Genomic DNA, 26,582 nt, shown 5'->3' with positions numbered 1-26,582 from the left:
GATGCCGGTGCGTCGCCGCGTTCAACGGTCGCGACGTCTTTCCCTTGGGCAGCTTCTGCCCAACCTCATCACGCTTGGCGCCATCTGCGCCGGGCTGACCGCCATCCGCTTTTCCATCGAAGGCCGCATCCCCGAGGCGGTGGGCCTGATCCTGCTGGCCGCCGTTCTGGATGGTCTGGACGGGCGCATGGCGCGGATGCTTCGCAGCGAAAGCGCCATCGGTGCGGAACTCGACTCGCTGGCCGATTTTCTGAACTTCGGCGTGGCGGTGGCGCTGCTGACCTATTTCTCGACCCTCCATGGGCTGAGCCGGCTCGGCTGGATCGCGGTGCTGGTCTATGTCATCTGCTGCGTTCTGCGGCTGGCGCGGTTCAACGTGGGGGCAAAGTCCGACGGGCCCAGCCCCGGCTTCACCGGCGTGCCCTCGCCCGCCGGGGCCATGCTGGCGCTGATGCCGGTCGCGTTCGATCGTGCCTTCCCGACCCTGCCGGAGCTTCCCGGCGTTCTGGTGGCGCTGTGGCTGATGGGCGTGGCGCTTCTGATGATCTCGCGCATTCCCACGCCGTCGCTGAAGCTGCTGCGCATCCCGTCCGACAAGATGCCCTATCTGCTGGTCTTGTTCGTCGCGGCGGCAGGGGTGCTGTTCACCTGGCCGTGGGAAACGCTGGTCGTGCTGAACGCCGCCTATCTGTGCGTGGTGATCTGGTCGGTGGTGAAGTGGCAAAAGACGGAGGTTCGCGATGAAACCTGAGGCAGTGACAGCCTCCTATCGCCGCTGGGCGCCGGTCTATGACGCGACGTTCGGGCGCGTGACCAATGCCGGGCGCCGCCGCGCCGCAGCCCATGTGACCGCGCGCGGGGGCAGGGTGCTGGAGGTGGGCGTCGGCACCGGGCTGGTGCTGCCGCTCTACGGTCCGGGGGTGGAGATCACGGGAATCGATTTCTCGCACGACATGCTGGAACGGGCGCATGAAAAGGCGGCGGCGCTGCCGAACGTGACGCTGCGCCAGATGGACGCGCGGGCGCTCGATTTCCCCGATGGCAGTTTCGACACGGTTGCCGCGATGCATGTCCTGTCGGTCGTGCCCGAGCCGGAGAAGGTCGTGACCGAGATGGCCCGCGTCTGCCGTCCGGGCGGGCAGGTGGTGATCGTCAACCACTTTTCAGCCACCCGCGGCGTTCTGGCGGCGGCCGAGCGGCTGTTTCGTCCGCTGGAAGACCAGCTCGGTTGGCAGTCCGATTTCCCCATCGAACGGGTGCTGGGCGATCCGCGCCTGCGCGAGGTGGAGCGCGCGCCGCTGCCACCCGCCGGGTTGATGACCTGGCTGCTGCTGGAACGCCTCTAGGTCGGGCGGCGCAGCCTGCCACGGAACAGCCCGCGTTTCGACAACGCCTCGAATATCTCGTCCGGGCCGTCGGGGTCCAGGATTTCGTTATCCGCCAGCCATGCTTCGACCGCTGACAGGTTCGGAGTCTCATAGGGGATCAACGACCGTCCCTTGCCGCGCAGGGATTCGATGGTGGCCAGCATCGACCCGCTTTCGCGATAGGCATCCGTGACCTGCTCGGGTCGGCATCCCAGATGTTCGGCCAGCAGATCGTCCCGCAGCGCGCGCAGGCTGGCCGACAGCGCCTCCTCGCCCATCGCGTCCAGTGCCACGTCGCATTCGGAATCCAGCCGCATCGAACGGTTGTTGAAATTCGACGAACCGATCCGCAACAGCCGGTCGTCCACGATCATCAGCTTGGCATGGACATAGATCGGCTGGCCCGCCTTCGTCACCGGATGATAGATGCCGAACCGCCCATGCGGATCGTGGTGACGCAGCGATTCCACCAGCCGCGCGCGGGCGGTGTCCATCGCCAGAGGCTCCAACCAGCCATCGGCGCTGACGGGGTTGATGATGACGACCTCGGGGCCGTCAGGCTCCTCCAGCCGTTTGGCCAATGCGGACGCAACGCGGCGAGAGGCGAAATACTGGCTTTCGGCATAGATGAGCGCCTTGGCCGCGCCGATCATATCCAGATACAGGGTCTCGATCTCTCGGATCGGGGACTGATCCTTCATCTCGGGGCGGGACCGCGCCACCGCGACCTGTGCCGGGGCGGCCAGCGGAGTGATGGCGGCGGGCCAGTCCAGCGGCGGGGCGTCCACCTCGGGCAGCGTCTCGCCCGTGGCGCGCTTCCAGCGGCGACGGGCAAGATCGCCAAGGTTCTTCGCACTCTCGCCCGAGCAGATGCTGGCCAGATCGTGCCATGGTTCCAGTTGCTTGCCCGATGGCGTCGTGCGCCCGGGCTGTTCGTCGGCATGTTCGCGGTTGTCCCAGCGTTTCATCGTCATGTCGATGCCGCCGCAGAATGCGATACTGTCGTCGATCACCAGCAGCTTCATGTGGTGCGAACCGGCGGGCGGGTGGACGCCGTCGAACCGGGCCGAGATCTGCTTGTGCCATTTCCACCGCAGCAGATACCACGCGTTGTTCCCGCGCAGCCAGTTCTTCAGCATGCCGGAGTTCCATTGCAGCAGCCGCACCTCCAGTTCCGGCGTGCGGTCCACCAGCCAAAGGACGAATTCCCCAAGCTGATCCGGCGCGCCGTCATTCTGTCCCGGTGATCCGAGGCGTATCCGCGCATCGAAATCCCAGCCGATCAGCATGACGCTTTTCTTCGCGCGCTTCATCGCGTCGCGGGCAGCATTGAAGTAATCTTCGGCGTCAATGATGACCGAGAAGCTGTCCGCCGTCCCGATCCGCCAACAGTTGCGTTCCGGTTGAAGAATATTCTGCATTTTCAAACCTGTTGGCCCCGCGCAAAGATAGGGCGCGCTCCCATCGTCGTCAACGTCCCCGCGATGCCAGAAGCGCAGCCGCGCAGATGATGGCACCCCCCGCCCAGGTGGTCGCCGCCGCCGTCTCGGCAAAGACCAGCCATGCCACCAGCGCCACCAGCGGAAGGCGCAGAAAATCCACCGGCGCCACGACCGAGGCATCGGCAAGGCTCATCGCGTGGGTCATCAGCGCCATGTTCGCAGCGCCCAGCACCCCTTGCAGCGCCAGAAGCCCGAACTGTGCCCGATCCGGCATGTCCCAGACGGGCAGGGCGATCAGCAGCGCGATCGGGGCGCTGAGCAGCAGGTTCAGCACCACCAGCGTATCCGTCCGGTCGCCGGAGGACATGGATTTCAGCATCAGCTGGATCAGCGCTGTCAGCGCCGCACCCGACAGTGCAAGCCCGATCGCCAGCGACGGTCCCGACCCCGCAGGCCCCACGATCAACATCGCGCCCATGAAACCCAAGGCAGCCGCGGCGATCTTGGCCCGCGTCAACCGCTCGCCCAGCATGACGGTCGCACCCAGCACGACGAAGATGGGCGAGGTGAAGGCGATGGCCGTCACATCCGTCAATGGCCCGCGCGCAAAGGCCGCGAAGAAGGCGATCAGTGCCAGCAGCTTCAGCCCTGCGCGCATTGCGTGCTGACGCAGCGGGTGGGTGCTGCGCAGCACCGAGGGGCGCCGGATCACCAGCGGCAGCACCGCGAGCGCCCCGAACGTCGCGCGAAAGAAGGCGATGATGAAGGGATGCACCTCTCCGCCCAGGGACCGGACGATGGCGGCATCCACCGCGCCCAGAAAGGCGGCCATGCTCGCCAGCAGCACGGCAAGCGCGACGTTCCCGCCTTTTGCGGTCATGGTCTGCGCCCTCCCCGACGTTCCCCCGGCGCGACTTTGAGGCGGACTGCGGGGAAAGGCCAGCACCATTCTTGCGCCTTGCCGCGAAAGGTTGCAGCCTGTGGGCAAAAGGGGGCAGCATGATCATTTCCGCATCCACCGACTACCGGGAGGCCGCGCGGCGACGCGTGCCACCATTCCTGTTCCACTATGCCGATGGCGGGGCCTATGCCGAGCGCACTCTGGCGCGGAACGAAAGCGACCTGCTGGACATCGCTTTGCGCCAACGGGTGCTGCGCGACGTGGAAAAGCTCGACACCTCGCTGGACATCTTTGGCGAGACGATGTCCATGCCCGTCGGCATCGCGCCTATCGGTCTTGGCGGCATGTATGCACGGCGCGGAGAGGTGCAGGCGGTGAAGGCCGCGACCGAGAAGAACATCCCCTATACCCTTTCCACCGTCTCCATCTGCCCGATCGAGGAGGTGCAGGCCGCATCCGCCCGCCCGATCTGGTTCCAGCTTTACGTGCTGCGCGACCGCGCCTTCATGCGCAATGCGCTGGAACGGGCTCAGGCGGCGGGCGTGAAAGTGCTGGTCTTTACGGTGGACATGCCGGTTCCGGGCGCGCGGTATCGCGACCTGCGTTCAGGAATGTCGGGGCCACGCGGGCCTTTGCGGCGATATCTTCAGGCGATGCTTCATCCGAAATGGGCATGGGATGTGGGGCTGCACGGCCGCCCGCACGATCTGGGCAACATCTCGGCCTATCTGGGAAAGCCGACCGGGTTGGCCGATTACATCGGCTGGCTGGGCGCGAATTTCGATCCGTCGATCAGTTGGAAGGATCTGGAATGGATACGCGATTTCTGGAAGGGGTCGATCGTCATCAAGGGCATCCTCGATCCCGAGGATGCGCGCGATGCGGTGCGGTTCGGGGCAGACGGGATCGTGGTGTCGAACCATGGTGGGCGGCAGCTTGACGGTGTGCTGTCGACCGCACGTGCCTTGCCCCCCATCGCCGATGCGGTGAAGGGCGACATCAAAATCATCGCCGATGGCGGTATCCGGTCGGGACTGGACGTGGTGCGGATGCTGGCGCTCGGTGCCGATATGACGCTTCTGGGCCGCGTCTATCTTTACGCGCTGGCGGTGGGCGGACACGCCGGCGTGTCGCACCTCCTGACTCTGATCGAAAAGGAGATGCGCGTGGCGATGGCGCTGACCGGCTGCCGCACCATTGCCGAGATCGACCGCTCAGCGTTGGTGTAGCTCGCTTTGCAGCAATGCCTTGAGACGTTGGGCGGCGGGGGATAGCTGCCGCCCACGCGTCTCGATGATGAAATAGGGCGGCACGACGATCTCCTCGGCCAGATCCAGCGCCGCGAAACCGCCGATGGGGGCGGCGGTCATCAGGTCCGTCACCTCCTGCGCCATCGGCGCGATCGCGTTCGATTGCAGCAGCAGCGCCACCATCAGCAGAAGCGAGGTCGTGGTGATCAGCCCGCGCGGTTCCGTCCCGCCGATACGTGCATCCACCACCTCGCGGATCGGGGTGCCGCGGTCCTGGATGATCCAGTCATAGTTGCGCAGTTCCGCCAGCGGCAGCGCCGGAACGCTTGCCAGCGGATGATCCCGGCGCACCAGAAAGCGGACGACCTCGTGCCCCGCAGGCTCGACCGAGAAATCGGCCCGGTCGCTGTCGGGCAAGAGCCGCCCGATGATGAAATCGTAATCGCCCGCCACCAGACCGCGCAGAAGCTGTGTCGAAGGGGCGATGTCCACCATGACCTCCACATCCGGCGATGCGCCCTTCAGCTGCCGGATCGCAGGCACGAGGTATCCCACCCCCGGCCCGGTGACCGATCCCACGCGCACCACGCCGCCCTTGCCTTGGCGCAAAAGCTGCAATTCGCGCGCCATGTCCTGCATCCCGACGGTCATCGCTGCCGCCCGACGGGCCAGAACCCGGCCCAGAAGCGTCATCGTCATCCCCTTCGGATGCCGGACGAACAGCGTTCCGCCGACGACCCGTTCAACCTCTGCCAGCATCCGCGAGGCAGCGGGCTGGCTGATCGCCAGCATATCCGCCGCAATCTGAAGCTGGCCATGCTCTGCGATGGCCGCGATCAGGCGCAGCTGGTTCAGTTTCAGGTTGAGGCTGGGATCGTGCATGACAGTTTCGGTATGCAAATGGGCGTCAATGTAATTTGCCTGATATGTCCGCGGGGCGCTAGCTCTCTCTCAGGCGCTTGGAGGGCGCATCATCGGGAGGTTTACATGACGTTCAGGATTCTGGTCGCCGCCACGGCGGTCTCTTTGTTCGCGCTGCAGGCGGGGGCGCAGGACAAGGGCTTGGTTGGCATCGCGATGCCGACGAAGTCCTCGGCCCGCTGGATCGACGACGGCAACAACATGGTCAAGGCGCTGCAAGAGGCCGGTTACGAGACCGACCTGCAATATGCCGAGGACGATATCCCCAACCAGCTGTCGCAGATCGAGAACATGATCGTGAAGGGCGTGAACGTTCTGGTCATCGCGTCCATCGACGGCACGACCCTGACCAACGCGCTGGAAAATGCGGCGGCGGCCGACATCCCGGTCATCGCCTATGACCGGCTGATCAACGGCTCGGAAAACGTCAGCTACTACGCCACGTTCGACAACTTCCAGGTGGGCGTCCTGCAGGCGACCAGCCTCGTGAACGGGCTGAAGGAACGCTTCCCGGACACCAAGCCTTGGAACGTGGAACTGTTCGGCGGCTCGCCCGACGACAACAACGCTTTCTTCTTCTATAACGGTGCGATGTCGGTCATCCAGCCGCTGATCGACGATGGGTCGATCGTGATCGGGTCGGGCCAGATGGGCATGGAAACCGTCGGTACCCTGCGTTGGGACCCGGCCGTCGCGCAAAGCCGGATGGATAACATCCTGTCCTCGACCTATACAGACAAGGAAGTGAACGGGGTGCTGTCGCCCTATGACGGGCTGTCGATCGGCATCCTGTCGTCGCTGAAAGGCGTCGGCTATGGCTCTGGCGATCAGGAAATGCCCATCGTGACCGGGCAGGATGCCGAGGTCCAATCCGTCAAATCCATCGAGGCGGGCGAGCAGTATTCGACCATCTTCAAGGATACGCGCGAACTGGCCAAGGTCACCGTCGGCATGGTCGATGCCGTGCTGTCGGGCGGCGAGCCCGAGATCAACGACACCGAAACCTACAACAACGGCGTCAAGGTCGTGCCGTCCTATCTGCTGGAGCCGGTCGCCGTCGATGGGACCAACCTGAAAGAGGTTCTGGTCGATTCCGGCTATTACACCGAAGACCAGCTGAAATGAGCCTGCGCGGCCCCTGCGGGGGCCGCCATCCAAGAAGGAGCGGCACATGACGGCCATCATGGAGATGCGCAGCATCACCAAGACCTTTCCCGGCGTGAAGGCATTGTCCAACGTCAACCTGTCCGTCGCACAGGGCGAGATCCACGCCATCTGCGGCGAGAACGGCGCCGGAAAATCCACGCTGATGAAGGTGTTGTCCGGGGTCTATCCCCATGGCAGCTATGACGGCGACATCCATTACGAAGGCGACACCGTCGCGTTCAAGGGCATCGCCGACAGCGAACATCGCGGGATCATCATCATTCATCAGGAACTGGCCCTCGTGCCGCTTCTGTCCATTGCCGAGAATATCTTTCTGGGCAACGAGATCACCCATGGGGGTGTCATCGACTGGCCCGAGACCTATACCCGCACGCGAGAGCTGCTAAAAAAGGTCGGTCTGTCCGAAGCGCCGACGACGCCGGTGGGAAAGCTGGGCGTCGGCAAGCAGCAGTTGGTGGAGATCGCCAAGGCGCTGTCGAAGAAAGTGAAGCTGCTGATCCTCGACGAGCCGACCGCCAGCTTGCAGGAAAACGACAGCCAGAAGCTTTTGGATCTGATGCTGGAGCTGAAATCCCAAGGGATCACCTCTATCATCATATCGCATAAGCTGAATGAAATCCGCCGTGTGGCGGACACTGTTACAGTGCTGCGCGATGGCGCGACCGTCTCCACCATGTCCACCCCGATCTCCGAGGAGCGGATCATTCGCGACATGGTCGGGCGGGACATGGAAAGCCGCTATCCCGACAGGGTGCCGAAGATCGGCAAGGTGCTGATGGAGGTCGAGGGCTGGAACGTCTGGCACCCCGAACAGGCCGAGCGGCAGATGATCAAGAACGTCTCGTTCAACGTGCGGGCGGGCGAGGTCGTGGGCATCGCCGGCCTGATGGGATCGGGCCGCACGGAACTGGCGATGAGCGTGTTCGGCAAAAGCTATGGCCAGAACATCTCGGGGCAGGTGAAGATCGAGGGGCAGTTGGTCGATACGGCGACCGTGAACCGCGCCATCGATGCGGGCCTTGCCTATGTGACCGAGGATCGCAAGGGGCTTGGCCTCATCCTCGAAGATCCGATCATCCGCAACACCACCCTGTCGGCGCTTCAAAAGGTTTCCACCCGTTCGGTATTGGACCGGGGCGCCGAACGGCAGGTGGCCGAGGAATATCGCCGCGCGCTGCGCATCCGCACGCCGGGGGTGTTCCAGCAGGTGATGAACCTGTCGGGCGGCAACCAGCAGAAGGTCGTGCTGTCGAAATGGCTGTTCACCGACCCGAAAGTGCTGATCCTGGACGAGCCGACGCGCGGCATCGACGTCGGCGCGAAATTTGAAATCTATAACATCATCAACGAGTTGGCGGCACAGGGTCGGGGGATCGTCATGATCTCGTCCGAGATGCCGGAGCTTCTGGGCATGTGCGACCGGATTTACGTGATGAACGAAGGGGCCTTCGTGGGCGAATTGACCCGCGAGGATGCCTCGCAGGAAAGGATCATGTCGATGATCGTGAGGGGGGATAAACATGGCGGTCACTGAAACGCCGACGATGGGAAGCTATCTTCGCAGCAACATGCGCGAATACGGCATCCTGATCGCGCTTGTGCTGATCATGGTGTTCTTTCAGGTCGCGACCGATGGCACGCTTCTGCGCCCTGTGAACCTGACGAACCTGTTCCTACAGAACAGCTACATCATCATCATGGCGCTTGGGATGCTGCTGGTGATCGTCACGGGCCATATCGACCTGTCGGTCGGGTCCGTCGCGGGGTTCGTAGGCGCGCTGGCCGCTGTGATGATCGTACATTGGCAACTGCCGGTGCCGGTCGTCTTCGTCGCCTGCCTGCTCGCGGGTGCGGTGATCGGCGCGGCGCAGGGCTACTGGATCGCCTATTGGCGCATCCCGTCCTTCATCGTGACGCTGGCCGGGATGCTGGTCTTCCGCGGCCTGACGCTGTGGCTGCTGGAGGGCGCGTCGGTCGGGCCGTTCCCCAAGCTTTTCCAATCCCTTTCAACAGGTTTCGTGCCGGACTTCTTCCGGGATGAGAAGCCGAATCTGACCGCGATGATCCTTGGCGCGCTGGCCGCCGCCGCGATCGTCTGGCTGTCGGTTCGCGCCCGCGCCCGCCATCAGCGTTACGGGATCGAGGATGAACCCTTCGTCGTCTTCGCGGTGAAGAACGCACTGGTCTGCTTCGCGCTGTTGTTCATCAGCTATCTTCTGGCAACCTATCGCGGGCTGCCCAACGTGCTGATCACGATGGCGGTGCTGATTTCGGCCTATACCTTCCTGACGCAATCGACGACGATCGGGCGGCGCATCTATGCTATCGGCGGGAACGAGAAGGCCGCCAAGCTGTCCGGCATCCGCACCGACCGGCTGACCTTCCTGACCTTTGTGAACATGGGTATGCTGGCGGCGCTGGCTGGCATGATCTTCGCCGCGCGCCTCAACACCGCGACCCCGAAGGCTGGCGTCGGGTTCGAGCTGGACGTGATCGCGGCCGTTTTCATCGGCGGGGCGTCCATGTCCGGCGGGTCGGGCAAGATCGTCGGCGCGGTGATCGGCGCCTTCATCATGGGGGTCATGAACAACGGCATGTCCATCCTGGGGATCGGCATCGACTATCAGCAGGTCATCAAGGGCCTCGTGCTGCTGGCTGCCGTGATCTTCGATGTTTACAACAAGAACAAGCAGGGCTGAGCAATGCATCTGAGCCAACTGAAATCCGGCGGCGTCGTGGTGCGCGACGGCGGCACCCGGCTGATCCCTCGCGCCAGTATCTACGAACTTGCGATGGCCGCCGCGGCCTCGGGCAAGCCGCTGGCATCGGTCATTCCAAGCGGGGGCGAGGCGGTCGATCTGGCTGAATTGGCGGCGGGCGGCAAGCTGGACGTGCCGCTGCGCCATCCCGAACCCGCGCGGATGTTCCTGACCGGGACGGGCCTGACCCATACCGGATCGGCCAATACGCGCGATGCGATGCACAGCTCCGAAGGGCTGTCGGACAGCATGAAGATGTTTCGCATGGGGCTGGAGGGCGGCAAGCCCGCGTCCGGCGTGGGTGTCCAGCCGGAATGGTTCTACAAGGGCACCGGCACCGAAGCGGTGGCGCCCGGCGATCCGCTGACCTCGCCGGCTTTCGCGCTGGATGGCGGCGAGGAGCCGGAAATCGCGGGCTTCTACCTCATTGCGCCGGACGGCACGCCCTGCCGCGTGGGATTCAGCCTTGCCAACGAATTTTCGGACCATGTGACCGAGAAGATCAACTACCTGTTCCTCGCGCATTCCAAGCTGCGCCCCGCCGCTTTCGGGCCGGAACTGCTGGTCGGCGATCTGCCGCAGGACATTCGCGGGACCTCGCGCATCCGTCGTGGCGGGCAGGTGATCTTCGACAAACCCTTCCTGTCGGGCGAGGCGAACATGTCCCACAGCATCGCCAATCTTGAGCACCACCACTTCAAATACGCGCTGTTCCGTCAGCCCGGAGATCTGCACGTCCATATGTTCGGCACCGCGACCCTGTCCTTTGCCGATGGGATCAAGCCCGAACCCGGCGACGTGTTTGAGATCGAGGCCCCGGATTTCGGCCTTCCCCTGAGAAATCTCCTGCGCACCGAGGAGGGCGGAAAACCGATATCTGTCAGGAGACTATGACAGCAACCTACAGCGATCTGGAAGGACGCGCCATCCTTGTGACCGGGGGGGCAACCGGGATCGGTGCAGCCATGGTCGAGGCGTTTGCCCGGCAAGGCGCGGTCGCCTGTTTCGTGGATATGGACGCGGCGGCGGGGGGCGAGTTGTCGGCGCGGCTGGAGGAAAGCGGGCTGTCCGCGCCCTTCGCCGCATGCGACGTGCGCCGGACCCGCGATCTTCAAGCGCAGGTGCTTCGCTTCTCTCGTGCGCATGGACCGATCTCGGTTCTGGTGAACAATGCCGGGAACGATCGCCGCCACAAGCTGGCCGACCTGACCGAAGACGCGTTCGATGACATCGTGGCGGTCAATCTGCGCCATCAGGTGTTTGCCGCGCAGGTCGTCGCGCCGATGATGAAGAAGACGGGCGGCGGCTCGATCATCAACTTCGCTTCCATCGGCTGGATGATCGGCGGGTCTGAATATCCGGTCTATGCCGCCGCCAAGGCCTCGATCCACGGGCTGACGCGGGCACTGGCGCGGGATCTGGGCCGCGACCGGGTGCGGGTGAACACGATCAGCCCCGGCTGGGTCATGACCGACCGCCAGCGCAGGCTGTGGCTGGACGATGCCGGGCGCGAGCGGATCGCAGCCTCGCAAGCCCTGCCGGGAGAGTTGCTGCCCGAGGACATTGCCCAGATGGCACTGTTCCTCGGTTCCGACGCGTCGCGCATGTGCTCGGCGCAGAATTACATCGTTGACGGAGGCTGGGCATGAGCTTTTCGCCCAAACCATGGCCAAGGAAATTGCGGTCGCAGGAATGGTATGGCGGCACGTCCCGCGACACCATCTACCATCGCGGCTGGATGAAGAACCAAGGCTATCCACATGATCTTTTTGACGGAAGGCCCGTCATCGGCATTCTGAACACCTGGTCCGACCTGACCCCCTGCAACGGGCATCTGCGCGAGTTGGCCGAGAAGGTGAAGGCGGGCATCTGGGAAGGCGGCGGCCTTCCGGTCGAGGTTCCGGTCTTTTCGGCATCCGAGAACACCTATCGTCCGACCGCGATGATGTATCGCAACCTTGCGGCCATGGCGGTCGAGGAGGTCATTCGCGGCCAGCCCATCGACGGCTGCGTGCTGCTGGTCGGCTGCGACAAGACCACGCCCAGCCTGATCATGGGGGCGGCATCTGTCGATCTTCCATCCATCGTCGTCACGGGCGGGCCGATGCTCAACGGCTATTTCCGGGGCGAGCGGGTCGGGTCAGGCACTCATCTGTGGAAATTCTCGGAAATGGTGAAAGCCGGAGAGATGACTCAGGCCGAGTTCCTGGAGGCCGAGGCTTCGATGAGCCGCTCGTCCGGGACCTGCAACACCATGGGTACCGCAAGCACCATGGCCTCGATGGCCGAGGCTTTGGGCATGGCGCTGTCCGGCAATGCTGCGATCCCGGCGGTGGACAGCCGCCGCCGTGTCATGGCGCAGCTGTCAGGACGGCGCATCGTGCAGATGGTGAAGGACGATCTGAAACCGTCTGACATCATGACGAAAAATGCTTTCGAGAATGCGATCCGCACCAATGGCGCAATCGGCGGATCGACCAACGCCGTCATCCACCTTCTGGCGATGGCGGGCCGCGCGGGGATTGATCTGACGCTGGACGACTGGGACCGCCTAGGGCGCGACGTGCCGACCATCGTGAACCTGATGCCGTCGGGAAAATACCTGATGGAAGAATTCTTCTATGCCGGTGGTCTGCCGGTCGTCTTGAAGCGTTTGGGCGAAGCCGGGCTCTTGCACAAGGACGCGCTGACTGTCTCGGGGCAGTCGGTCTGGGACGAGGTTTCGGAGGTGATCAACCACAACGAAGACGTCATCCTGCCCGTCGAACGCGCGCTGGCATCACACGGCGGCATCGCCGTTCTTCGTGGCAACCTTGCGCCCAAGGGTGCGGTGCTCAAACCCTCGGCCGCCAGCCCGCATCTGCTGAAGCATCGCGGTCGCGCAGTGGTCTTTGAGGATATCGACGACTATAAAGCCAAGATCAACGACGAGGCTTTGGACATCGACGAGACCTGCGTGATGGTGCTTAAGAACTGCGGCCCGAAAGGGTATCCGGGCATGGCCGAGGTCGGGAATATGGGCTTGCCGCCGAAGGTGCTGCGGAAGGGCATCGTGGACATGGTCCGCATCTCTGACGCGCGCATGTCGGGGACGGCTTATGGCACCGTGCTGCTTCACACCTCGCCCGAGGCGGCAGTGGGCGGGCCGCTGGCGGTGGTTCGGGACGGCGACTTCATCGAGATCGACGTGGACGCGCGCCGCATCCATCTGGACATCCCGGATGACGAACTCGCCGCCCGTCTGGCAGCCTGGTCGCCGAATGTGCCAGCGCCGATGGGCGGTTACGCGCAGATCTTCCACAGCCATGTGCAGGGCGCGGATACCGGGGCCGATTTCGACTTCCTGCGCGGATGCCGGGGATCTGCGGTCGGCAAGGACAGCCATTGACCTTGCCGCAACCACGGGCCATCCAACCCGAAAAGGAGAAGCCGATGTGGATCGCCGTCGACTGGGGCACCAGCAACCTGCGCATCTGGCGCATGGACGGCACGACGCCGCAGGAGGCGCGGGACTCCGATCGCGGCATGGGCCGCCTGACGCCGCCGGAATTTCCGGTCGCCTTGCGCGATCTGATGGGCGACTGGGTTGGCGATGTGGTCATCTGCGGCATGGCCGGGGCGCGTCAGGGCTGGATCGAGGCTGCCTATCGCCCGGTTCCCTGCGCACCGCTGGGGCTGCCGATGACCAGCCCTGCGCCCGGCATCCACATCGTGCCGGGCCTGTCGCAAACCGTTCCCACCTCGGACGTGATGCGGGGCGAGGAAACGCAGATCGCCGGGGTTCTGTCGGCGCATCCGAATTTCGACGGCGTTATCTGCCTGCCCGGCACCCACAGCAAATGGGCGGCGATCAGTGCGGGCGAAGTTACGGATTTCCGCAGTTTCATGACGGGCGAACTGTTCGAGCTTCTGGCCACGAAATCGGTTCTCCGGCACGGGATGGGGCAAGAGATCGACCTTGCCGCCTTTGATGCGGCGCTGGAACAGGCGCTGGCGCGGCCCGAGGCGCTGGCCGCGCGGCTGTTCGCCATCCGCGCCGAGGGGCTGCTGTCGGGCCTTGCGCCCGATGCGGCGTCGGGGCGGCTTTCCGGGCTGCTTCTGGGCGCGGAACTCGCGGCCGCCAAGCCGTGGTGGCTGGGGCGCGAGGTGTTGATCGTCGGGTCGGGCAAGGTCTCGGCATTGTATGACCGGGGCTTGCGCAGCCTGGGTGTCGCGCCGAAACTGATTTCGGGAACAGATGCAGTGCTGGCGGGCCTGTCCGCCGCTTATCGGATCGTCAAGGAAACATGATGCGAAACATCATCGCCATCCTGCGCGGCATAACCCCGTCCGAGGCGGAGGCACATGCCGAAGCGCTGATAGAGGCGGGGGTCACGGTGCTGGAAGTGCCGCTCAATTCGCCCGATCCGTGGGTCAGCATCGAGCGGCTGATCGCCCGTTTCGGCAACGACGTGACCATCGGCGCGGGCACGGTGCTGGACGTGGACGCGGTGCGCAGGCTTGCCGATATGGGCGCGCGGATCGTCGTTTCGCCCAATACCGACCGCGACGTGATCGCCGCCACGCGGGCAGCAGGGATGGAAAGCTGGCCGGGTGTCTTCAGTCCGACCGACTGCTTCGAGGCGTTGAAAGCGGGGGCGACGGGGCTGAAATTCTTCCCCGCCTCCCTGATCGGGCCAGAGGGCCTGCGCGCGATGAAAGCCGTGCTTCCGCCGGTGCCGCTTTATGCGGTCGGCGGGGCGGGTCCGGGGAACTTCGGCGAATGGCTCGCCGCGGGGGCGACGGGCTTCGGCATCGGCACCGCAATCTATCGCCCGGGCCAATCGGTCGAGGCGACGGCGCAGGCAGCCAAGGCGATCTGCCGCGCCTATGACGAGGCAACGGCATGATTTTCGACGATACCCTGTGCGAGCTGGGCGAAGGCCCGTTCTGGCATCCCGAACGGCAGCAGCTTTTCTGGTTCGACATCCTTAACCACCGCCTGCACACCAAAGGGCGGCATTGGCAGTTCGACGAATGCGTCTCGGCCGCCGGATGGATCGACCGGGACCAGTTGTTGATCGCCTCGGAAACCGGGCTGTGGATATTCGATCTGGAAAAGGACGAGCAGAGCCTGCTGACGGTGCTGGAAGCGGACCGCCCCGAGACGCGCAGCAACGATGGGCGCGCGGACCCCTGGGGTGGGTTCTGGATCGGAACGATGGGCAAGAAGGCGGAGCCGGGCCTCGGTGCCGTCTGGCGCTGGCATGAAGGGCAGTTGCGCAAGCTGCACCCCGGGCTGACCATCCCGAACGCGATCTGTTTCCACGGCACCCGCGCCTATTTCGCGGACACGGCGCGAGGGATCGTGTTCAAGCAGGAGTTGGACGCGGAAACTGGCTGGCCATCCGCAAAGAAGGAAGTTTTCCTTGATCTGAAGGCCGATGGGTTGAACCCCGACGGCGCAGTGACGGATGCCGAGGGGCGCTTCTGGAATGCGCAATGGGGCGCGGGGCGCGTCGCCTGCTATGCGCCCGACGGGACGTTCCTGCTTGCCGAAAGCTTCCCCGCCAGCCAGACGTCCTGTCCCGCATTCGGAGGCGAGGGGATGGACACCCTGTTCGTCACCTCGGCCCGCGAGGGAATGGGTGCGCCGGAAGCCGAAGCGGGGATGACCTTTGCCCGCACCGTCGCGGCCAAAGGTGTGCCGGCCCCCCGCGTCAATCCGTGGTGAAGCGAAACTCGGTCCGGTGGCGATAGGTCTGGCCCGGCCGAAGCATCGCATCCGGGAAATCGGGGCGGTTCGGGCTGTCCGGCCAAAGCTGCGGCTCCAGACACAACGCATCGCCCATGCGCGGGGCGACGCCGCCCTTGCCCGGTTCGGTTCCGTCAAGGAAGTTGCCGGAATAGAATTGCAGACCGGGCTGGTCCGTCACGATCTCCATCACCCGGCCCGAGACCGGATCGCGCAACCGGGCAGCCAGCGCACCGTCGAGGCAGAAGTTGTGGTCATACCCTTTGCCGCGCACAAGCTGCGGATGGCCGCAGCGGATACGCTCGCCGATCGTCTGCGGGGTGCGAAAATCGAACGGCGTTCCTTCGACCGTCGTGACTTCCAGCGGGATCGCCACCTCGTCCACGGGCAGGTAATGCGAGGCGTGGATGGTCAACTCATGCTCCATCACCGAGCGCATCTTCGCCGGATCGCGCAGATTGCCACCAAGGTTGAAGAAGCCGTGATGGGTCAGGTTGACCGGAGTTTCCGCATCGGCCGACGCCTCGCAATCCATCGTCAAGACAACGGCATGGGCGTCGATGCTCATGCAGAATGTCAGCTTGGCTGCGACGTTCCCGACAAATCCCTGATCGCCATCCGGGCTGATTATCGACAGCGTGGCGTGGTGGTCCGAGACATCCTCGACCGTCCACACGCGGCGGTCGAATCCGTCAGGGCCGCCATGCAGCGCGTTCGGCCCGTCATTCGCGGGCGCCTGCACGTCGCCGAACCGCCCGCCCGCGATCCGGTTGGCGAACCGCCCGATGGTCGCGCCATAGAAACTGCGGCGCGCAAGGTAGCCGGCCATGTCGTCATGGCCCAGCACGATGTCATCGACCATCCCGTTGCGATCCGGCACCAGAAGTGACTGGATCGTGGCGCCGAAGGGCAGGATATGCGCCTCGGCCACGCCCGCGCGCAGGACGATCATGCGTCATCCTCGAAGGCGTCGACCTCGATCCGGCGGGCCAAAAGAAACGCATCCGCGACCAGCCGAAGGGGGGCAAGGTCCACTTCGGACCGCCCGCCCGCCACCAGATCCACGAAGCGGCGATACAGGCTGCGATATTCCGAATCCTCCTCGACCAACTGCGGTTGATCGTCCAGCCACATCTCGCTGCCGCCTTTGGACAGGCGCAGAAGGCCAGCGTCGGTCTGGACTTCGATGTCCCAGGTCTGGGGGCCGGTCTGCCGCCAGTCGAATTCGGCCTCGATCGGGGCTGCGTTCATGCGCATCTGCACGGATGCCGCGATGGGGGCGGCGCGGTTGGCGGGGAACTCCAGGGATGCGCCCGTCACGAAGACCGCATCCGGCAGGATATGCGTGACGATGGACAGCGCATTGATGCCGGGATCGAAGACGCCCAGCCCGCCCGGCTCCCATATCCATGCCTGACCGGGATGCCAGTGGCGCACATCCTCTTTCCAGATGACGCGGACCGAGTCGATCCTGCGCCCCGACAGCCACGTCCGCGCGGGCTCGACCGCCGCCGCTTCGCGCGAATGCCATGTGGTGAACAGGGTGACGCCTTTTTGCCGGGCCAGTGCGGCCAGAGCCTCCACTTCGGTCACCGTCATGCCGGGGGGCTTTTCCAGCATCAGGTGCCGCCCCGCCTTCAGTGCCGACACCGCCTGATCGAACCGCCCCTGCGGCGGGGTGCAAAGCGTTATGGCATCCAGATCCGCCCCGGCCAGAAGCGAATCGATGTCGTTGAAACCGGGAAGATCGGGCAGGGTCGCATGGCGACTGGCGATGGCGGCCAGTTTCAGGCCGGGCGTTGCGGCGATGGCGGGAAGATGCTGGTCGCGCGCAATCTTTCCAAGCCCGACGAGGCCGAGTTTCAAACTCATGGTCTTCCTCCCTTTTCTTCCCATTAATATGATTATTGAACCGCAAAACCCGCGTCAACAGCCTGATCTCGGCGCGCTGCAATAGATGTTGACCGTCCATTTATACTACAATAACGATTCAAGGCAGAGGTCGAGGAGGACCTTTCGGATTTGGAGGAATCCCATGAAATGCACATTCGCGACCGCTGGGGCGGTCGCCTGTCTTGCCATGGCCGCGGGCATGGCGATGGCACAGGACATGACGGTCGGCTTTTCGCAGATCGGTTCGGAATCGGGCTGGCGTGCGGCGGAAACCACCGTGACCCAGCAGGAAGCACAGACGCGCGGCATTGATCTGAAATTCGCCGATGCCCAGCAGAAGCAGGAAAACCAGATCAAGGCGATCCGCGGTTTCATTGCCCAAGGTGTGGACGCCATCCTGATCGCCCCCGTGGTCGCCACCGGCTGGGACGCGGTGCTGGAAGAGGCCAAGGAGGCCGAAATTCCGGTCGTGCTGCTGGACCGCCAGATCGAGGCACCCGAGGAGCTTTACCTGACCGCCGTCACCTCGGATCAGGTCTATGAGGGCAAGGTTGCCGGCGACTGGCTGGTGGGCGAGGTCGGCGATGCCGACTGCAACGTGGTGGAACTTCAGGGCACCACCGGATCGTCTCCTGCGATCAATCGCAAGGCCGGGTTCGAGCAGGCGCTTGAAGGTCACGACAACATCCGCATCACCCGTTCCCAGACCGGCGACTTCACCCGGACCAAGGGCAAGGAAGTGATGGAAAGCTTCATCAAGGCCGAAGGCGGCGGGGCGAATATCTGTGCCGTCTATGCCCATAACGACGACATGGCCGTGGGCGCCATTCAGGCGATCAAGGAAGCGGGGCTGAACCCCGGCACCGACATCAAGATCGTGTCCATCGACGCCGTGCCGGACATCTTCCTTGCGATGGCAAGTGGCGAGGCGAACGCGACGGTGGAACTGACGCCGAACATGGCTGGTCCGGCTTTCGATGCTCTGGCCGCCTTCATCAACGACGGCACCGAGCCGCCGAAGTGGATTCAGACGGAATCCAAGCTCTATACGCAGGCGGACGATCCGCAAGCGGTCTATGAGGCGAAGAAAGACCTCGGTTACTGACACCTCTGGCGGGGCCACGCGCCCCGCCGTTTTCGAGGAGCGAGCAATGCTGATCGAGGCGCGGGCGATCCGCAAATCCTTCTATGGCGTAACGGTGCTGGACGACGTGGACTTCACCCTGCATGCGGGCGAGATCCATGCGCTGCTGGGCGAGAATGGCGCCGGGAAATCGACGCTGGTCAAGATCCTGACCGGGGCTTATCGGCGCGACGGCGGCACGATGCGGCTGGAAGGGACCGAGGTCGAGCCCCGCGACGTGGCCGAGGCGCAGGCAATGGGCATCGGCACGGTCTATCAGGAGGTGAACCTGCTGGACAATCTGTCGGTTGCGGAAAACGTCTATCTTGGCCGCCAGCCGCGACGGTTCGGGATGATCGACACGAAACGGATGGAGGCGGAGGCGACTGCGCTGCTGGCGCGATACGGGCTGCGCGTCGATCCGGGGGAAAGCCTGTCGGCCTATTCCGTCGCGATCCGCCAGATCATCGCCATCGCCCGTGCGGTGGACCTGTCAGGCAAGGTCCTGTTTCTGGACGAGCCGACCGCCAGCCTCGATGCGCGCGAGGTGGAGGCGATCTTTGCCATCCTGCGCCGCTTGCGGGATGACGGCCTTGGTATCGTCATCATCACGCATTTCCTCGATCAGGTTTTCGCGCTGGCAGACCGGGTGACGGTGCTGCGCAACGGCAAGCTGGTGGGCAGCCGCGCCATTTCGGACCTGCCGCGCCGCGATTTGGTCGGCATGATGCTGGGCCGCGAACTGGCCGAGGAAACCCACTCCCGCAGCGCCGCGCCTCCCGCCGATACCCCCGCGCCGATCCGGTTCCGCGGCATGGGCAAGACCGGCAGCGTCGCGCCCTTCGATATGGATATCCGCCCAGGAGAGGTTCTGGGCATCGCCGGCCTTCTTGGCTCGGGCCGGACCGAAACCGCATTCCTGCTGTTCGGCATCGACCGCGCCGACAGCGGCAGCGCCGAGATCGACGGCCGCCCGGTAACGTTGAACTCCCCCCATGACGCCATCGCGCAGGGTTTCGGTTTCTGCCCCGAGGAGCGCAAGACCGACGGCATCGTCGCAGATCTTTCCGTCCGCGAGAACATCATCCTTGCGCTTCAGGCACGGCGCGGCTGGTCCCGCCCGATCCCTCGACGCGAGCAGAACGCGATTGCCGAGAAGTATATCCGAATGCTGGACATTCGCCCGACCGACCCCGAGCGGCCCATCAAGTTCCTGTCGGGCGGCAACCAGCAGAAGGTGATCCTTGCCCGCTGGCTGGCGACCGATCCGCGTTTCCTGATCCTGGACGAGCCGACGCGCGGCATCGACATCGGCGCCCATGCCGAGATCATCCGCCTGATCGACGGGCTGCGGGCCGAGGGGATGGCGCTTGCCGTCATCTCGTCCGAGCTGGACGAGCTGGTGGCCTATTCCAGCCGCGTGGTGGTCATGGCCGATCATCGGCAGGTGGCGGAACTTGCGGGCGACGAGATTTCCGCACAGGCGATCATGGCCGCAATGGCGGTGGAGGCGGCATGACCAAGCTGAAGCGACTTCAACCGCAGATCGCGGCGCTGGTGCTGATCCTTGCCGCCATCACCCTGATCGCGCCGGGGTTTCTGGACGTGACGTTCCGCAATGGGCGGCTCTATGGCAGCCTGATCGACATTGCCGTGCGCGCGGCACCGGTCGCGCTGTTGGCCGTGGGCATGACGCTGGTGATCGCGACCAAGGGGATCGACCTTTCGGTCGGCGCGGTCATCGCAATCTGCGGGGCGGTCGCGGCATCCATGGTGGCAGCGGGGCAGCCGCTGGTGGTGGTGATCGTCACGGCCTTGGCGATCGGGCTGCTCTGCGGCGTCTGGAACGGTCTGCTGGTCGGGTTTCTGGAGATTCAACCGATCATCGCGACGCTGATCCTGATGGTGGCGGGCAGGGGCATCGCCCAGCTTGTGACCGAGGGCGTGATCCTGACTTTCAACGACCCGGCGTTTTCCTTCCTTGGGTCCGGCGCGGTGGCGGGGGTGCCGATGCCGGTGATCCTGTGGCTGTTGACCGGGCTGGTCGTGGGTCTGCTGGTGCGCCGATCGGCCCTTGGCCTGCTGATCGAGGCGGTGGGGATCAACCGTCGCGCCTCGCTTCTGATGGGGGTCAGGGCACGGTTCCTGATCGTGCTGGTCTATGTCGTATCGGGCCTGTGCGCGGCAATGGCGGGAATGATCGTGACCGCCGACATCCGTGGGGCCGATGCCAACAATGCGGGCCTGTGGCTGGAGCTTGACGCGATCCTCGCCGTGGTGATCGGCGGCACGGCGCTGTCGGGTGGGCGGTTTTCCATCACCGCCTCGCTTCTGGGCGCGCTGATCATCCAGTCGATCAACACCGGTATCCTGATCTCCGGCTGGCCACCCGAATTCAACCTGATCGTCAAGGCGCTGGTCATCATCGTGATCCTGACGCTGCAATCGCCTGCCTTGGAAGGAATCGGCGCGATGCTGCGCGCCGCCCGCCGCGACTATGCCGAGGCAAGAAAGGTTCGCCAATGATCCGCGCCCGCAACCTTCCCTTTGCCGCGACCGTGCTGATCTTCATCGTCGCCTACGCCCTGTGCGTGATGCAGTTCCCGAACATGCTGTCCACGCGGGTGATCGGCAACCTTCTGACGGACAATGCCTTTCTGGGCATTGCGGCGGTGGGCATGACCTTCGTGATCCTTTCGGGCGGGATCGACCTGTCGGTAGGGTCGGTCATCGCCTTTACCTCGGTCTTCGTGGCGGTGACGGTGCGGGCGGGGATGCATCCGGCGATGGCGTTCTCGCTGGCGCTGGTGATCTCGACCGCGTTCGGGGCGCTGATGGGGCTGACGATCCATGCGCTGTCGATGCCGCCTTTCGTCGTGACGCTGGCGGGGATGTTCCTTGCGCGCGGAGCGGCGTTCCTGCTGACGACCGAATCCGTGCCGATCTCGCACCCGTTTCTTGATACGCTGGGGGATATGTTCTTTCGCTTGCCGGGCAAGGGGCGGCTGACCTTTCTGGCGATGCTGATGCTGGCGGTGTTCGTCATCGGCGCGATCATCGCCAAACGCACGCGGTTCGGCGCGAATGTCTATGCGCTGGGCGGCAGCCCGCAATCGGCCGAGTTGATGGGCGTTCCGGTGCGTGCGACGACGATCCGTCTTTATGCGCTGTCGGGGGCGCTCGCGGGCCTCGCGGGGATCGCCTATACGCTCTACACCTCGGCCGGGTATTCGCTGGCGACGGTGGGGATGGAGCTTGACGCCATCGCGGCGGTCGTGGTCGGGGGCACACTGCTGACCGGCGGCGCAGGGCTGGTCATGGGCACGCTGTTCGGCGTGCTGATCCAGGGGTTGATCCAGACCTATATCGTCTTCGACGGCACGCTTTCGTCGTGGTGGACCAAGATCGTCGTCGGGCTTTTGCTGTTCGCCTTCATCGTGCTGCAACGGGTGATCTTGCTTTTCCACGGTCCGAGGGGCAAACCCGCCCGGATGATACCGGCAGGGGGATAGGCAAGATGGGGCTGCTTGAGGCGAGGCTCTACGGTCGCAAGCCTCGCGGCAGCCACGGCGTCGTGGTGGAGGAGTTGGGCCTTGCCATCGTGTCGGGACAGATTGCCGAAGGGGCGATCCTGCCGGGCGATCCGGACCTGATGGAGCGTTTCGGCGTGTCCCGCACCGTGGTGCGGGAGGCGATGAAGACATTGGCCGCAAAACACCTGATCGAGGCCAAGTCCCGCGTGGGCACGCGCGTCCTGCCGCGCGACCGTTGGAACTTCATCGATGCGGATGTGATCGGCTGGCGGCTGCGGGCGGGGATCGATCTGGAATTCGCGATGCATCTGGCCGAAATGCGGCTGGCGCTGGAGCCATCCGCCGCTGCCTTGGCCGCCCGCCACGCGACCAGCGACGAGCTGGTGGAGCTATATGCCATCGCCGCGCGGATGGAGGACCCGGCCCATACTCGCGAAAGCATCGCCAAGGTGGATCTGGATTTCCACGTCGCCATCGCCCGCATGTCACGCAACCCGTTCATGCGCTCGGTCACCAGCCTGATCGAGGCGGCGCTGGCGGTGATGTTCCACCTGTCATCGCCGGCAAGTTCGCCCGATGGCCTGTCGCTTCTGGCATCGAACCACCTGCGGATCGTCCATGCCATCGCCGCCCGGGACGCCCCGCGCGCAGCCGATGCCATGAGAAACGTCATCAATGTCGGCGTCGAAGGGCTTGAGCGCAGCGTAAAATCCGGCATCTCGCGTTAGGTCGGAACACGGCGCGCGAAGCTATCGCGATGTGCGGATCTCGGCCCAGTTCCTTGCCAACGATCTGTGCGACGGTATCATCGACAAAGCCCGGATGGTGAATGGAGCGCACAAGATCGCCGTGGACAAGACGGCCGGGATCGCCTTCGGACGCCCGAGGCGTCGCTATAGAACAACAAAAGCATAAACTTGAGAGGATATCTTCATGCAGAACTTCAACCGCTTGGACATTGCTGATGCGCGCATCCTGATCGCCAAGGCGCGGGATCGGGCCGAGGCGATCGGGGTGCCGATGTGCATCGCGATCACCGATGAAAGCGGCAACCTGATCGCGTTCGAGCGGATGGACGGCGGCAAGGTTACCTCGACCACCATCGCCATCGACAAGAGCTTCACGGCCTCGGCGGCGAAGAAGGCGACGCATGAATATGGCGCATCCAGCCAGCCGGGCGCTCCGGCATATGGCATCGCCTCGGCCATCGGAGGGCGGTTGCTGGTGGTGGGCGGCGGTCTGCCGGTGATCGTGGACGGGCAGGTCGTGGGCGGCATCGGCGTGTCCTCGGGCACTCCGGCGCAGGATCAGGACGTGGCACAGGCCGGGATCGACGGCTGGCTTGCGGCCCGCTGAGGCGGCGATATGCTGGCCTTTCCGTTTGACGCGAAGGGCCAGCCATGAACATCGATCCCCAGAAGCTTGACCGTCTGGCAGAGGTTGCCGTGAAGGTCGGCCTCAACCTGCAACCGGGCCAAGACCTGCTGCTGACCGCGCCGACGGCGGCGCTGCCGCTGGTGCGGCGCATCGCGGCCCATGCCTACAAGGCGGGGGCGGGTCTGGTGACGCCGTTCTTTGCCGACGAGGAAATCACGCTGGCCCGCTATCGCAACGCGCCGGACGAAAGCTTCGACAAGGCTGCGGGCTGGCTTTACGACGGGATGGCGCAGGCGTTTTCCGCCAATACCGCGCGGCTGGCGGTGTCGGGCGACAACCCGATGCTGCTGTCGGCCGAGGACCCTGACAAGGTCGCGCGCGCCAACCGCGCCAATTCCCGCGCCTATAAACCGGCGTTGGAGAAGATCGCCGGGTTCGACATCAACTGGAACATCGTCTCCTATCCCAGCCCGTCATGGGCGCGGCAGGTGTTTCCCGATCTGCCCGAGGACGAGGCCGTCTTTGCGCTGGCCGAGGCGATCTTTGCGGCATCCCGCGTGGATGGCGATGATCCGGTGGGCGCCTGGGCGGAACACAACGCCGCGCTGCGCCGCCGGTCAGGCTGGCTGAACGACCGCCGTTTCGCGGCGCTGCATTTCACCGGGCCGGGGACCGACCTGACCATAGGGCTTGCGGGTGGTCACGAATGGCATGGCGGCGCCTCCGAGGCCAAGAACGGCATCACCTGCAATCCCAACATCCCGACCGAGGAGGTGTTCACCACCCCCCATGCCCTGAGGGTCGAAGGCCATGTCAGCGCGACGAAGCCGCTGTCGCATCAGGGGACGCTGATCGACGGCATCCGCGTAACCTTCGAAGGCGGGCGCATCACCGAAGCCCATGCGACGCGGGGCGAGCAGGTGCTGAACAAGGTGCTGGACACGGACGAGGGCGCGCGGCGTCTGGGCGAAGTGGCGCTCGTGCCGCATGGCTCGCCCATCTCGGCCTCGGGGCTGCTGTTCTACAACACGCTTTATGACGAAAACGCCGCCAGCCACATCGCGCTGGGCCAGTGCTATTCCAAGTGCTTCGTGGGCGGCGCAAGCCTGACCCCGGACCAGATCAAGGCACAGGGCGGCAATTCCAGCCTGATCCATATCGACTGGATGATCGGCTCGGGGCAGGTGGATGTCGATGGCGTCACCGAGGCGGGGGATCGCGTTCCCGTGTTCCGCGCGGGTGAATGGGCCTGAGCGGCGCATTTGTCGCAGGGGGCTGGCGTTGAACGCGGCGGCGCCCTGCGCTAACTTCGCCATCGTGGACCGGGCCCCTCTGGCGGTGTGAAACCGTGATGTCGGACCACTCGAGCATGCTCGAGATTGGCCCGTTACCCGATTTGCCGATCTCGTGCGCTATTGCGAAAACAGAGGTCGGATATGGAAATTCTGCTTACACTCTTCATGGGAACACCGGTCTGGATGTGGCTGGTGTTCATCGGCATCGTGCTGGCGCTTCTGGCGCTGGACCTTGGCGTCTTCAACAAGGAGGACCGCGAGATCGAGATCGCGGCCAGCCTGAAGATGTCGGCCTTCTACATCTCGCTTGGTCTGGCGTTTTCGGGCTTCGTCTGGTGGCAGATGACCCCCGAGGCGACGGCGAACTACCTGACTGCCTTCGTCATCGAAAAGACGCTGGCGCTGGACAACATCTTCGTCATCGCGCTGATCTTCAGCTTCTTCGCCATTCCGCGGAAATATCAGCACCGGGTTCTGTTCTGGGGCATCCTTGGCGTGATCGTGCTGCGCGGCATCATGATCGGTCTGGGCGCGCATATCGTGGCGAGCTATGGCTGGGTGCTTTATGTCTTCGCGGCCTTCCTGATCTTCACCGGGATCAAGATGCTGTTCGCGGGCGAGGATGAACACCCGGACATGAGCCGGAACCCGATCCTGCGCCTGTCCAAGAAATACATGCGCGTGACGGATGATCTGCACGGCAATGCCTTCTTCGTTCGTCTGCCCGACAAGACCGGCAAGGTCGTGCGCTTTGCGACGCCGCTGTTCCTTGCGCTGGTGATGATCGAATTTGCGGACCTCATCTTTGCCGTGGACTCGGTGCCGGCGGTGTTCACGATCACGACGGACCCGTTCATCGTCTATACCTCGAACATCTTCGCGATTCTTGGTCTGCGGGCGCTGTTCTTCTCGCTTTCGGCGATCCTGCACCGCTTTGCCTATCTGAAATATGCGTTGTCGATCCTGCTGGTCTTCATCGGGTCCAAGATCTTCATCGCCGACCTGATGGGGTGGGAGAAGTTTCCCCCGGCATGGTCGCTTGGCATCACCTTTGCCATCCTGGCGGCGGGCATCATCGTCTCGCTGATCAAGACCGGCGGAAAGGTGGAACGCGTCTGACCGTCTCGCCGCCCTTCGGGGCGGCGATTTTCATTGCGGCGCAGGAACCTGCGTGCCGCAAGCCCGGTTTACCCCGCAAGTAAGGACGGGGTGGAAAATGGAATGGCTTCTTGCGAATGCTGCCGTCTTGCAGCTTGCCACCAGCGCGATCACGGCCCTCGTCTGGATCGTCTATCTCCAGACCTTTCTGGGCGGGTATCGCCGCCAGCAGCGGTCCATGATCCTGATCACCTCCGGCGCGGGGCGGGGCATGAACAGCCACTGCCTCGTGACCAATCTGGGGTTGGAGCCGATCTCGATCCTGAGCATCCGGATCGATGTCCGCGACGGGCAGAGCGAGGCCAGCGCCGTCGTGCCCGACAGATACGAGTTGATGATCCCCGAGGGCAACGAGGATGCAAGCGCGACCAACCAGGGGCCCATGTCCGGCGGCACGATGCGCGATATCGGCCGCTTCTCGACCCTGCTGGATCGGGCCGCGACCGAGAATGCAGACATCGCCAGCATGGACGACATCCTGTCGGTGGAGATCACCATCGTCGCGGCGAATGCCTCCAGCATCACCGGCGCGGTCCGTCGGTTCGAGCGAGCGGCCGGGAATGCCTGCTTTCGCGCCGCAAGTGTCGAGACGCGCCAGCTTCGCTCGCGCGGGGATCGGCAGAAGCTTCATGCCGTTCTGGAAGCGGCTTAATGTGATCGCC

The 26,582-nt window shown here is 64.4% G+C and carries 26 protein-coding genes; 21 read left to right on the top strand and 5 right to left on the bottom strand.

Going from position 1 to position 26,582, the window contains the following annotated elements; all coding sequences use genetic code 11:
• The first annotated feature begins 1 nt into the window (after nt 1).
• Both pssA and E2K76_RS09635 read left to right on the top strand, forming a co-directional pair.
• Complete coding sequence (gene pssA, locus E2K76_RS09640; RefSeq protein WP_136684088.1) at nt 2–751, top strand: CDP-diacylglycerol--serine O-phosphatidyltransferase; 750 nt, start codon at nt 2–4, stop codon at nt 749–751.
• Entirely contained in the window at nt 741–1,346 is a 606-nt protein-coding gene (locus E2K76_RS09635; protein ID WP_136684087.1) for a class I SAM-dependent methyltransferase, read from the top strand. Before pssA ends, E2K76_RS09635 begins: the two co-directional genes overlap by 11 nt.
• Here E2K76_RS09635 and E2K76_RS09630 read toward each other — a convergent pair.
• Nucleotides 1,343–2,788, bottom strand: coding sequence for a phospholipase D-like domain-containing protein (locus E2K76_RS09630; RefSeq protein ID WP_136684086.1), 1,446 nt, complete (start codon nt 2,786–2,788; stop codon nt 1,343–1,345). The two genes, E2K76_RS09635 and E2K76_RS09630, sit on opposite strands and share 4 nt — an antisense overlap.
• Nucleotides 2,789–2,837: 49 nt before the next feature.
• On the bottom strand, nt 2,838–3,689 hold the full coding sequence (locus tag E2K76_RS09625) for a DMT family transporter (RefSeq protein WP_136684085.1): 852 nt from the start codon (nt 3,687–3,689) through the stop codon (nt 2,838–2,840).
• A gap of 119 nt (nt 3,690–3,808) precedes the next feature.
• On the opposite strand from E2K76_RS09625, the gene lldD reads away from it, so the two are divergent.
• Nucleotides 3,809–4,939, top strand: coding sequence for an FMN-dependent L-lactate dehydrogenase LldD (gene lldD, locus E2K76_RS09620; protein ID WP_136684084.1), 1,131 nt, complete (start codon nt 3,809–3,811; stop codon nt 4,937–4,939).
• Here lldD and E2K76_RS09615 read toward each other — a convergent pair.
• Complete coding sequence (locus tag E2K76_RS09615; RefSeq protein WP_136684083.1) at nt 4,925–5,842, bottom strand: LysR family transcriptional regulator; 918 nt, start codon at nt 5,840–5,842, stop codon at nt 4,925–4,927. The genes lldD and E2K76_RS09615 overlap by 15 nt on opposite strands.
• Before the next feature lie 105 nt (nt 5,843–5,947).
• On the opposite strand from E2K76_RS09615, the gene chvE reads away from it, so the two are divergent.
• From chvE to E2K76_RS09570, 9 genes are read left to right on the top strand one after another with little or no spacing between them, the layout of a single operon-like run.
• The gene (chvE, locus tag E2K76_RS09610) at nt 5,948–7,006 is read left to right on the top strand and encodes a multiple monosaccharide ABC transporter substrate-binding protein (RefSeq protein WP_136684082.1); all 1,059 of its coding nucleotides are present in this window, start codon (nt 5,948–5,950) and stop codon (nt 7,004–7,006) included.
• Nucleotides 7,007–7,052: 46 nt separating this feature from the next.
• A complete protein-coding gene (gene mmsA / locus E2K76_RS09605; protein ID WP_136684081.1) occupies nt 7,053–8,582 on the top strand; it encodes a multiple monosaccharide ABC transporter ATP-binding protein in 1,530 nt (509 codons plus the stop codon).
• Nucleotides 8,569–9,747: a multiple monosaccharide ABC transporter permease gene (gene mmsB / locus E2K76_RS09600; RefSeq protein WP_136684080.1), complete on the top strand. Its 1,179-nt coding sequence runs from the start codon at nt 8,569–8,571 to the stop codon at nt 9,745–9,747. The genes mmsA and mmsB overlap by 14 nt, the downstream gene beginning before the upstream one ends.
• Before the next feature lie 3 nt (nt 9,748–9,750).
• Complete coding sequence (gene araD1 / locus E2K76_RS09595; protein ID WP_136684079.1) at nt 9,751–10,701, top strand: AraD1 family protein; 951 nt, start codon at nt 9,751–9,753, stop codon at nt 10,699–10,701.
• On the top strand, nt 10,698–11,456 hold the full coding sequence (locus E2K76_RS09590) for an SDR family NAD(P)-dependent oxidoreductase (protein WP_136684078.1): 759 nt from the start codon (nt 10,698–10,700) through the stop codon (nt 11,454–11,456). Before araD1 ends, E2K76_RS09590 begins: the two co-directional genes overlap by 4 nt.
• Nucleotides 11,453–13,195: an L-arabinonate dehydratase gene (gene araD / locus E2K76_RS09585; RefSeq protein WP_136684077.1), complete on the top strand. Its 1,743-nt coding sequence runs from the start codon at nt 11,453–11,455 to the stop codon at nt 13,193–13,195. Before E2K76_RS09590 ends, araD begins: the two co-directional genes overlap by 4 nt.
• Nucleotides 13,196–13,239: 44 nt before the next feature.
• Nucleotides 13,240–14,097 (top strand): 2-dehydro-3-deoxygalactonokinase, encoded by an 858-nt coding sequence (locus E2K76_RS09580; RefSeq protein ID WP_181952894.1) that lies wholly within the window; start codon nt 13,240–13,242, stop codon nt 14,095–14,097.
• Entirely contained in the window at nt 14,094–14,696 is a 603-nt protein-coding gene (locus tag E2K76_RS09575; protein ID WP_136684075.1) for a 2-dehydro-3-deoxy-6-phosphogalactonate aldolase, read from the top strand. The genes E2K76_RS09580 and E2K76_RS09575 overlap by 4 nt, the downstream gene beginning before the upstream one ends.
• Nucleotides 14,693–15,520 carry an SMP-30/gluconolactonase/LRE family protein gene (locus E2K76_RS09570; RefSeq protein WP_136684074.1) on the top strand — a complete coding sequence of 276 codons (828 nt, stop codon included), beginning with the start codon at nt 14,693–14,695 and terminating at the stop codon, nt 15,518–15,520. Before E2K76_RS09575 ends, E2K76_RS09570 begins: the two co-directional genes overlap by 4 nt.
• Here E2K76_RS09570 and E2K76_RS09565 read toward each other — a convergent pair.
• Entirely contained in the window at nt 15,507–16,493 is a 987-nt protein-coding gene (locus E2K76_RS09565) for an aldose epimerase family protein (protein WP_136684073.1), read from the bottom strand. The genes E2K76_RS09570 and E2K76_RS09565 overlap by 14 nt on opposite strands.
• Nucleotides 16,490–17,413 (bottom strand): Gfo/Idh/MocA family protein, encoded by a 924-nt coding sequence (locus tag E2K76_RS09560; RefSeq protein WP_136684072.1) that lies wholly within the window; start codon nt 17,411–17,413, stop codon nt 16,490–16,492. Before E2K76_RS09560 ends, E2K76_RS09565 begins: the two co-directional genes overlap by 4 nt.
• 163 nt (nt 17,414–17,576) lie before the next feature.
• Here E2K76_RS09560 and ytfQ point away from each other — a divergent pair, with 163 nt between their 5' ends.
• The 9 genes from ytfQ to E2K76_RS09515 all read left to right on the top strand — a co-directional run bounded on the left by ytfQ (nt 17,577) and on the right by E2K76_RS09515 (nt 26,572).
• A complete protein-coding gene (ytfQ, locus tag E2K76_RS09555; protein ID WP_136684071.1) occupies nt 17,577–18,539 on the top strand; it encodes a galactofuranose ABC transporter, galactofuranose-binding protein YtfQ in 963 nt (320 codons plus the stop codon).
• 46 nt (nt 18,540–18,585) lie between these two features.
• Nucleotides 18,586–20,076 (top strand): sugar ABC transporter ATP-binding protein, encoded by a 1,491-nt coding sequence (locus E2K76_RS09550; protein WP_136684070.1) that lies wholly within the window; start codon nt 18,586–18,588, stop codon nt 20,074–20,076.
• Nucleotides 20,073–21,083 carry an ABC transporter permease gene (locus E2K76_RS09545; RefSeq protein ID WP_136684069.1) on the top strand — a complete coding sequence of 337 codons (1,011 nt, stop codon included), beginning with the start codon at nt 20,073–20,075 and terminating at the stop codon, nt 21,081–21,083. The genes E2K76_RS09550 and E2K76_RS09545 overlap by 4 nt, the downstream gene beginning before the upstream one ends.
• Nucleotides 21,080–22,069, top strand: a complete 990-nt coding sequence (gene yjfF, locus E2K76_RS09540; protein ID WP_136684068.1) for a galactofuranose ABC transporter, permease protein YjfF — start codon at nt 21,080–21,082, stop codon at nt 22,067–22,069. The genes E2K76_RS09545 and yjfF overlap by 4 nt, the downstream gene beginning before the upstream one ends.
• A gap of 5 nt (nt 22,070–22,074) precedes the next feature.
• Nucleotides 22,075–22,818 carry a FadR/GntR family transcriptional regulator gene (locus tag E2K76_RS09535; protein ID WP_136684067.1) on the top strand — a complete coding sequence of 248 codons (744 nt, stop codon included), beginning with the start codon at nt 22,075–22,077 and terminating at the stop codon, nt 22,816–22,818.
• Between the two features lie 205 nt (nt 22,819–23,023).
• Entirely contained in the window at nt 23,024–23,446 is a 423-nt protein-coding gene (locus tag E2K76_RS09530; RefSeq protein WP_136684066.1) for a GlcG/HbpS family heme-binding protein, read from the top strand.
• Between the two features lie 44 nt (nt 23,447–23,490).
• Nucleotides 23,491–24,720, top strand: a complete 1,230-nt coding sequence (locus tag E2K76_RS09525) for an aminopeptidase (protein ID WP_136684065.1) — start codon at nt 23,491–23,493, stop codon at nt 24,718–24,720.
• Between the two features lie 183 nt (nt 24,721–24,903).
• Nucleotides 24,904–25,881: a TerC family protein gene (locus E2K76_RS09520; protein WP_136684064.1), complete on the top strand. Its 978-nt coding sequence runs from the start codon at nt 24,904–24,906 to the stop codon at nt 25,879–25,881.
• Between the two features lie 97 nt (nt 25,882–25,978).
• The gene (locus E2K76_RS09515; protein WP_136684063.1) at nt 25,979–26,572 is read left to right on the top strand and encodes a hypothetical protein; all 594 of its coding nucleotides are present in this window, start codon (nt 25,979–25,981) and stop codon (nt 26,570–26,572) included.
• Nucleotides 26,573–26,582: the final 10 nt, after the last annotated feature.

It is taken from the genome of Falsirhodobacter xinxiangensis, assembly GCF_004959935.1.
Lineage (GTDB): Bacteria > Pseudomonadota > Alphaproteobacteria > Rhodobacterales > Rhodobacteraceae > Falsirhodobacter > Falsirhodobacter xinxiangensis.
Note: the sequence above shows the minus strand (reverse complement) of the source record. Positions and strands in the feature narration are given on the sequence as shown.